Genomic DNA, 6,939 nt, shown 5'->3' with positions numbered 1-6,939 from the left:
CGAGCGGCTGGCCCGCGGCCTCGCCGACCCGCCGCTGCTGGTCGTCGCCCTCGGCGCGCGCACCCTGCACGAGTGCGGACGCCCCGGCCTCGCCGCCGCCCGCGACGCCCTCGGCGCCGAGCTGGTGACGCTGGGCACCCGCCACGCCCTCTCGACGTCCGAGGTGCTCGGCCACCTGGTGCGCATGCAGGCCCGCTCGGCCCTCGGCGACCTCGACGGCGCGGCCGGTCACGCCGACGCCGTCGACGTCCTCGCCGCCCGGCACGAGCGGCCGCTCGCCGGGGTGTTCACCGCCGGCTTCCGCGCCCTGCGCCTCGCCGTCACCGGAGCGGCCGACCCGCTCGTCGACGCGGCCTGCACCGACCTCGCCCGCCGGCTCGACGGCTCGGGCATGCCCGGCGTCGCCGACGGGCTCGTGCCCCTGGCCCGGCTCTGCCTGCGCGTGTCCCGGTCGGCGCAGGGTGCCCCCGTGACGTCCCGAGCGGCGCAGGGTGCCCCCGTGCCGAACCCGGTGGCGCAGGGTGCCCCCGTGCCGGCGGTGTTCGGCCCGTACGCGCCGTGGGCCGAGCCGTTGCTGCTGCTGGACGCCGGACGGCGCGACGACGCCCGGCGCGCGCTGCTCGCGACGCCGGAGCCGGGGCCGAGCCTGGTGCTGGAGGCCCTGTGGTGCCTGACGGCGCACGCCGCCGTCCGGCTCGGCGAGCGCGAGACCGCCGAGCGGGCCGCCGCGGCGCTGGCACCCGCCGCGGGTCAGCTGGCGGGGGCGGGCAGCGGGATGCTGTCGGCGGGGACGGTCGACGCGCACCTCGCCGAGGTGGCGGCGTCCGGCTAGGTGGTGCGGACGAGTCAGCCGGTACGCCGGGTTCTGTCCCCGGTCGGGGTCTCCCCCGGCCGGGTGGCGGCCATCCATCTCGACGTGCCGTTGCCGACACGTTCCAGCGGCCTACCCGGGAGCTCGGGCGGGCGACCCTCGAACGCTCCCTGTCTGGCCTTGCTCCAGGTGGGGTTTACCGAGCCACCCCCGTCACCGGGGGTGCTGGTGGTCTCTTACACCACCGTTTCACCCTTACCGAGCCGCAAGCGTCTCGGCGGTCTCTTCTCTGTGGCACTGTCCCGCGGGTCACCCCGGGTGGGTGTTACCCACCACCCTGCCCTGCGGAGCCCGGACGTTCCTCGGCACCGGGGCAGGACCCCGGTGACGCGACCGCCTGGCTGACTCGTCCGCGCCGCCGAGCATAGCGCCCGGCGGTCAGGCCGCGGGCCGCCGCGGGCAGGTGAGCCGGCGCAGGCCGTTCGTGACGACGACGTCGTGATCGCGCATGGGGGCTCCGCAGACCGGGCACGCGTAGCCCCCGTCGGCCGGCGCGGTGGGCGGCTCGTGCCACGACCCCAGCTGCGCCGGCCCCATGAAGCGGAACAGGAACCGGTAGACGCGGCGCCCCAGCCACGGGCGCTCCGCCTCGGGCGGGTCGGACGGCGGACGTCGGGTCGGCATGCCACAATCGTATCGTGCACAACTCAGTTGCGCGTCATCGAGATGACGAGGCCGCGCCCGACCTGCTGGCGCTCGAGCGACAGGTCTGCTTCGCGCTGGCGGTCGCCTCGCGCACCGTGCTCACGCTCTACCGGCCGCTGCTCGAGCCGATGGGTCTCACCCACCCGCAGTACCTCGTGATGCTCGCGCTGTGGGGCCGCGACGAGCAGTCGGTCAGCGACCTCGGCGCCCAGCTGCACCTCGACTCGGGCACGCTGTCGCCGCTGCTGAAGCGGCTCGAGATCCTCGGCCACGTCGAGCGGCGCCGCGCCACCGAGGACGAGCGCCGCCTCGTCGTGCGCCTCACCCCCACCGGGCGCCGGCTTCGGCAGCAGGCCGAGCGCATCCCCCCGGCCGTCGTCGCGCGGCTCGGCGTCCCGCTGGCCGACCTCGAACAGCTGCACGAAGCACTCGGCCAGGTCATCGCAGCGGCCACCCGCCCACCGGACGTCGAACCGTCTGAGGCGCACCAGGTCTGAGAGCCACGCGGGGCGATGCCGCACCCGCCCGATCTCGGCGCGGGGGCACTTCGCGCCGGCACGGGGGCACTCTGCGCCATTCGGTTCGGCACGCGGGCACCCGCCGACAGGGACGGCACGGGGGCACCCTGCGCCACTCCGATCGGCACGGGGGCACCCTGTGCCACTCCGATCGGCACGGGGGCACCCTGCGCCACTCCGATCGGCACGGGGGCACCCTGCGCCACTCCGATCGGCACGGGGGCACCATGCGCCACTCCGATCGGCACGGGGGCACCCCGCGCCACTCCGATCGGCACGGGGGCACCCTGCGCCACTCCGATCGGCACGGGGGCACCCTGCGCCACAGGGTGGCGAGCGTCAGGCAGGCGGGGCGGGCACGAGGTGGACGGTGCGGGCCTCGACGTCGACGTCCGTCAGGCGCACGCGCAACCGGCTGCCGAGCTCGACGTCGCCGTCGACCTTGGCCACGACGGCGGGGTCGAGCAGCTGGACGACGCCGCCGTGGTCGCGGCGGTCGACCACGACGGCGTCGAAGGTCTCCCCGACGCGGCCGCTGAGCACCGCGGCCTCGACGGCGTCGGTGCAGGCGCGGCCGACGGTGCTGGCCACCCGGTCCGACGAGGCCATGGTCGCGGGCAGGTCGGGCAGCGCCTCGCGGGTCCAGGCGGGCACCTCGGCGCCGCGGCTGACCGCCTCGCTGACGACGAGGCCGAAGCGGTCGACGAGCCGGCGCAGCGGCGCGGTGACGTGCGCGTAGGGCGCACCGACCGCGGCGTGCGAGGCCTCGGCGGGCGGCTCGCCGTCGAAGGCGGTGTAGCCCGCGCCGCGGAACAGCGCGGTCGCCGAGTGCGTGAGGGCGACGTGCCGCGGGTCGTCGCGGTCGAGCGAGCGCAGCAGCCCGCCGTACGTCTGACCCTGCGGCCACTCGGCGCCCAGGGCGAGCGCCTGCCGGCGGAACCGGTCGATCGCCTCCTCGGTGGGGGCGGGCAGCGTGCGCAGCACCCCGACGCCGGCCTGCAGCATGAGCTGCGCGGCGGCCATGCCGGTGGCGAGCGACAGCTGCGCGTTCCAGTCGGCCACCGCCGAGGCCGGGCGCACCTGCAGCGAGTACCCACCGGGCGCGGCGACGACCTCCTGCTCGGGCAGCTGCAGGCTCACGCCGCCGCGCGCGGCCTCGAGCGCGAGCCGTCGGGTGCCGACCTCGCGCAGCATGACGAAGCGCTCGTCGCCGGACCCGGCGTCGACGGCGCGCTGCACGCTCTCGTCGTCGAGGCGGTCGACGCTGCGCACCAGGGCGCGGCGCAGCTCGACGGCGGTGACCTCGCCGCTGCCGTCGAGGTCGAGCTGCCACACGTACGCCGGGCGCACCTGACCGGGCAGCAGGCTGGCGGCGCCCTCGCTGAGCACCGGCGGGTGCAGCGGCACGCGGACGTCGGGGCAGTAGACGGTCTGGCCGCGGCGGCGGGCCTCGGCGTCGACCGGGCCGCCGGCGGGCACGACGACGGGGACGTCGGCGATCGCGTACCGCAGGCGGTGCCCGTCGCCGCGCCGCTCGAGGTGGATCGCCTGGTCGAGGTCCATCGAGCCGACCGGGTCGATCGTGAAGAACGGCAGCGCGGTGAGGTCGGGCAGGTCGGTGGGCGGACCACCCTCGGCGGCGCGCTCGGCCGCCGCGAGGACCTCCGGCGGGAAGGCGTCCGGCAGACCCGCCTCCGCCCGGATGCGCGCGAACGCCCGCCCGAGCAGCGCAGCGTCGGCGCCCTCGGCGGAGATCAACCGGACCCGGTGCTGCGCCACGTCGCGAAGGCTAGAGGACCCGGGCGGTGGTCACCTCCGGGAGCCCGTGGCCGCACCCCTACGATCGCCCGGTGCTCGTGCTGCTGCCACCGTCCGAGGGCAAGGCCCCGGCGGGCGGACGGCGCCGGCCGGTCGACCCGTCGCGCCTGTCGTTCCCCGCGCTGACCGCCGCCCGCGAGCGGCTGCTCGACGTCGTGGCCGAGACGAGCAGCCGGCCAGACGCGCTCCAGCTGCTCGACGTCGGGCCCTCGCTCGCCGCCGAGGTCGAGCGCAACACCCGGCTGCGCACCCTTGCCGCGCTGCCCGCGGCCCAGCTCTACACCGGCGTGCTCTACGAGGCGCTGGGGCTGGAGTCGCTGCCCCCGGCGGCGCGGCGCACCGCGAACCGCAGCCTGGTCGTCGTCTCGGCGCTGTGGGGTGCGCTGCGCCCGACCGACGCCGTCCCGCCGTACCGCGTGTCGATGGGCACCTCCCTGCCGGGCATCGGGCCGCTCGCGGCGTACTGGCGACCGCTGCTCGACGCGCCGCTGACCGAGGCCGCGGGCGACGGGCTGGTCGTCGACTGCCGGTCGTCGACGTACCAGGCGGCGTGGACGCCGGGCCCCGACCTGGCCGCGCGCACCGTCGCGGTGCGGGTGCTGCGCGAGGCCGACGGACGGCGCAGCGTGGTGTCGCACATGGCCAAGCACACCCGCGGCGAGGTGGTGCGTCACCTGCTGCTGCGCGGCGGCCGCGCCCCGCGCACCCCCGCGCAGCTGGCGGCCGCGGTCGGCGAGGCGTTCGAGGTCGAGCCGGGCGAGCGGCGGCTCGACGTGGTGGTGCGCACGTGACGCTGCTGACCGACGTGCTCGCGCGGACCGCCCCTGTGCTGGTGTTCCTCGTGGCGATCACGGTGGTCGCCGAGCTCAGCGACCGCGCCGGGGTGTTCGCCGCGGCGTCGCGGCTCGCCGCCCGGCTCGGCCGCGGCCGCGTGCTGTCGCTGTGGCTGCTGCTGGTGCTGCTCGCCGTCGCCTCGACGGTGGTGCTGTCGCTCGACACCACGGCCGTGCTGCTGACCCCGGTGGTGCTCGCCGTCGCCCGGCAGCTCGGTCTGCGCACCCGCCTGCTCGCGATGACGACGGTGTGGCTGGCGAACACGGCGTCGCTGCTGCTGCCGGTCTCGAACCTCACGAACCTGCTCTCGCTGCACCGCATGCAGGCGCTCGGCGTGGGGCTCGGCGGGTACGTGCGGCTGACCTGGGCGCCCGCCCTGGCCGCGGTGCTGGTGACCGTCGTGGTGCTCGCCGCGCTGCACCCCGGCGAGCTGCGCGGGCGCTACGAGCAGCCACCCGCCGAGCCGGTCGCCGACGTGGTGCTGCTGCGGGTGTGCGCCGTCGTCTGCCTGCTGCTCGGCCCGGCCTTCGTCACCGGCGTCACGCCGGCGATCCCGGCGTCCGTCGCGGCGGTGGTGCTGCTGGTGCTGTTCGCCGTGCGCGACCGGGCGGCGCTGCGCTGGGCGCTGCTCCCCCTGCGGGTCGTCGTGCTCGTCGTCGTGCTGTTCGTGGCGGTGCAGTGGCTCACCGAGCACGGGCTGGAGGGGCGGCTCGCCGCGCTGGCCGGCGACGGCGAGGGCTTCGGCGCCTACCTGCGGCTCAGCGGGGTCGGCGCGCTGGCGGCCAACGGCGTCGACAACCTGCCCGCGTACCTCGCGCTCGAACCGGTCGCCGACGGCTCGGCCGCCCGCCTGGTGGCGCTGCTCATCGGGGTGAACACCGGCCCGCTCGTCACGATGTGGGCCTCGCTGGCGACCCTGCTGTGGCGCGAGCGCTGCCGGTCCGCCGACGTGCGGGTGCCGTGGTGGTCGTTCGGGTGGCGCGGCCTGGTGCTGGTACCGCTGCTGCTCGTGGCCTGCTGCGGTGCGCTGACGCTCACCGCGTGACGGCTACGGCCGGCGTCCGCGCACGGCCTGACGCAGCGCCGCGACCGCCTCGTCGGAGCTGACCGCCGCCGCTCGGTTGGCCGCGACCACCGCGTCGTAGACCTCCTGCCGGTGGATCGCCACGTGCCGCGGTGCGTCGACGCCCAGGCGCACCACGTCGCCCTTGACGTCGAGCACCCGGATCGTCACGTCCTCGCCGATGACCAGGCTCTCGCCGATCCGACGGGTGAGTACCAGCATCCGGCCAGCATAGGGCGTGGCCCGGCGCCTGCAGGGGCAAGCACCGCACCTCCCGCGCGCCACGCGACCCGGCCCCGGACAGCGCGGGGGCACTCCGCGCCGACAGGAACGGCACGGGGGCACTCCACGCCGACAGGAACAGCGCGGGGGCACTCCACGCCGACAGGAACAGCGCGGGGGCACTCCACGCCGACAGGAACGGCGCAGGGTGCCCCCGTGCCGAGAGGGGTGCGGGCGGTGCGGGCGGGGGCGGGTCAGCGGTGCAGGCGGTCGAGGCAGGGGGCGGCCCAGGCGCCGACGGTGGCGGGGCGGGCGTCGACCCAGGCGACCTGGGTGCCGAGGCCGAGCAGGCGCAGCGGGGCGGTCGACTCCTCGACGCCGTGGGCGGCGAGGCGGGACACGACGCAGCCGGGAGCCTGCAGGGCGGTGAGCCACTCGGCGGTGACGCCGGCGTCGCGGTGGGCGACGACGCCGGCGAGCAGGGTGCGGACGCCGGGCAGGGCGGCGAAGGTGGCGACCAGGCGGCCGGCGGACCGGGCGGCCGCGCGGGTGGCGGCGGCGGGCACGAGCACGACGGCGGCGCCGTGGTCCAGCAGGACGCCGCGCACCGCGACGAGCAGCGCGTCGGCATCGACGTCGTCGAGGTCGTCGACGGTCAGCACGCAGCGCGGGTGGGCGCCGGTGAGCGCGAGCAGCTGGTCGGCGATCTTGCGGCCCTCGGTCACGTCGCCGACGACGACCGTGGTGCCCTCGAGGCGGGTGGGGGCCTCGGCGGCGACGCGGTGCAGCACGCTCAGCAGCACGCCGGCCGCGTCGGCGCTGCTGTGCCGGGGCAGCCAGGCGGCGGGCAGCCCGAGGGCGGTCAGCTCGGCGCGGACGTCGTCGGCGGCGGGCGTCGACACCGCCTCGGCGGGCGCTGCACCGAACGCGGGCCAAGTCGGAGGCCAAGCGGTCTTAGGAAGACAAAG

7 protein-coding genes, 1 other RNA gene and 1 pseudogene are annotated in these 6,939 nt (G+C 77.0%); 4 read left to right on the top strand and 5 right to left on the bottom strand.

What is annotated here, in order from left to right; translation table 11 throughout:
• Positions 1 to 832, top strand: a pseudogene (locus tag ACYVI6_RS17610) (SARP family transcriptional regulator); the annotation flags it as partial.
• 6 nt (positions 833 to 838) lie between these two features.
• Here ACYVI6_RS17610 and rnpB read toward each other — a convergent pair.
• Together rnpB and ACYVI6_RS17600 are read right to left on the bottom strand one after the other, a co-directional pair.
• An RNA gene (gene rnpB, locus ACYVI6_RS17605) (RNase P RNA component class A) lies at positions 839 to 1,220 on the bottom strand.
• A gap of 29 nt (positions 1,221 to 1,249) precedes the next feature.
• Positions 1,250 to 1,495 (bottom strand): hypothetical protein, encoded by a 246-nt coding sequence (locus tag ACYVI6_RS17600; protein WP_460447612.1) that lies wholly within the window; start codon positions 1,493 to 1,495, stop codon positions 1,250 to 1,252.
• A 14-nt stretch (positions 1,496 to 1,509) separates the two neighbouring features.
• Between ACYVI6_RS17600 and ACYVI6_RS17595 the strand changes: the two genes are divergently transcribed.
• The gene (locus ACYVI6_RS17595) at positions 1,510 to 2,013 is read left to right on the top strand and encodes a MarR family winged helix-turn-helix transcriptional regulator (protein WP_460447611.1); all 504 of its coding nucleotides are present in this window, start codon (positions 1,510 to 1,512) and stop codon (positions 2,011 to 2,013) included.
• 360 nt (positions 2,014 to 2,373) lie between these two features.
• Here the strand turns inward: ACYVI6_RS17595 and ACYVI6_RS17590 are convergent, their stop codons facing one another.
• Positions 2,374 to 3,813, bottom strand: a complete 1,440-nt coding sequence (locus ACYVI6_RS17590) for an RNB domain-containing ribonuclease (RefSeq protein ID WP_460447610.1) — start codon at positions 3,811 to 3,813, stop codon at positions 2,374 to 2,376.
• A gap of 71 nt (positions 3,814 to 3,884) precedes the next feature.
• On the opposite strand from ACYVI6_RS17590, the gene ACYVI6_RS17585 reads away from it, so the two are divergent.
• Together ACYVI6_RS17585 and ACYVI6_RS17580 are read left to right on the top strand one after the other, a co-directional pair.
• Positions 3,885 to 4,643, top strand: coding sequence for a YaaA family protein (locus ACYVI6_RS17585; RefSeq protein WP_460447609.1), 759 nt, complete (start codon positions 3,885 to 3,887; stop codon positions 4,641 to 4,643).
• Positions 4,640 to 5,731 carry an ArsB/NhaD family transporter gene (locus ACYVI6_RS17580; RefSeq protein WP_460447608.1) on the top strand — a complete coding sequence of 364 codons (1,092 nt, stop codon included), beginning with the start codon at positions 4,640 to 4,642 and terminating at the stop codon, positions 5,729 to 5,731. The genes ACYVI6_RS17585 and ACYVI6_RS17580 overlap by 4 nt, the downstream gene beginning before the upstream one ends.
• A gap of 3 nt (positions 5,732 to 5,734) precedes the next feature.
• Here ACYVI6_RS17580 and csrA read toward each other — a convergent pair whose 3' ends face one another.
• Positions 5,735 to 5,971, bottom strand: a complete 237-nt coding sequence (csrA, locus tag ACYVI6_RS17575; RefSeq protein ID WP_460447607.1) for a carbon storage regulator CsrA — start codon at positions 5,969 to 5,971, stop codon at positions 5,735 to 5,737.
• A gap of 254 nt (positions 5,972 to 6,225) precedes the next feature.
• Positions 6,226 to 6,873: a hypothetical protein gene (locus ACYVI6_RS17570; protein ID WP_460447606.1), complete on the bottom strand. Its 648-nt coding sequence runs from the start codon at positions 6,871 to 6,873 to the stop codon at positions 6,226 to 6,228.
• Positions 6,874 to 6,939 lie beyond the last annotated feature (66 nt).

Source organism: Angustibacter aerolatus (assembly GCF_054776675.1).
This window is presented reverse-complemented; position numbering and strand designations above follow the sequence as displayed.

Coding starts and splice junctions, on each gene's coding strand:
- ACYVI6_RS17600 (WP_460447612.1), bottom strand. CDS start 1,495: ATGCCGACCCGACGTCCGCCGTCCGACCCGCCCGAGGCGGAGCGCCCG.
- csrA (WP_460447607.1), bottom strand. CDS start 5,971: ATGCTGGTACTCACCCGTCGGATCGGCGAGAGCCTGGTCATCGGCGAG.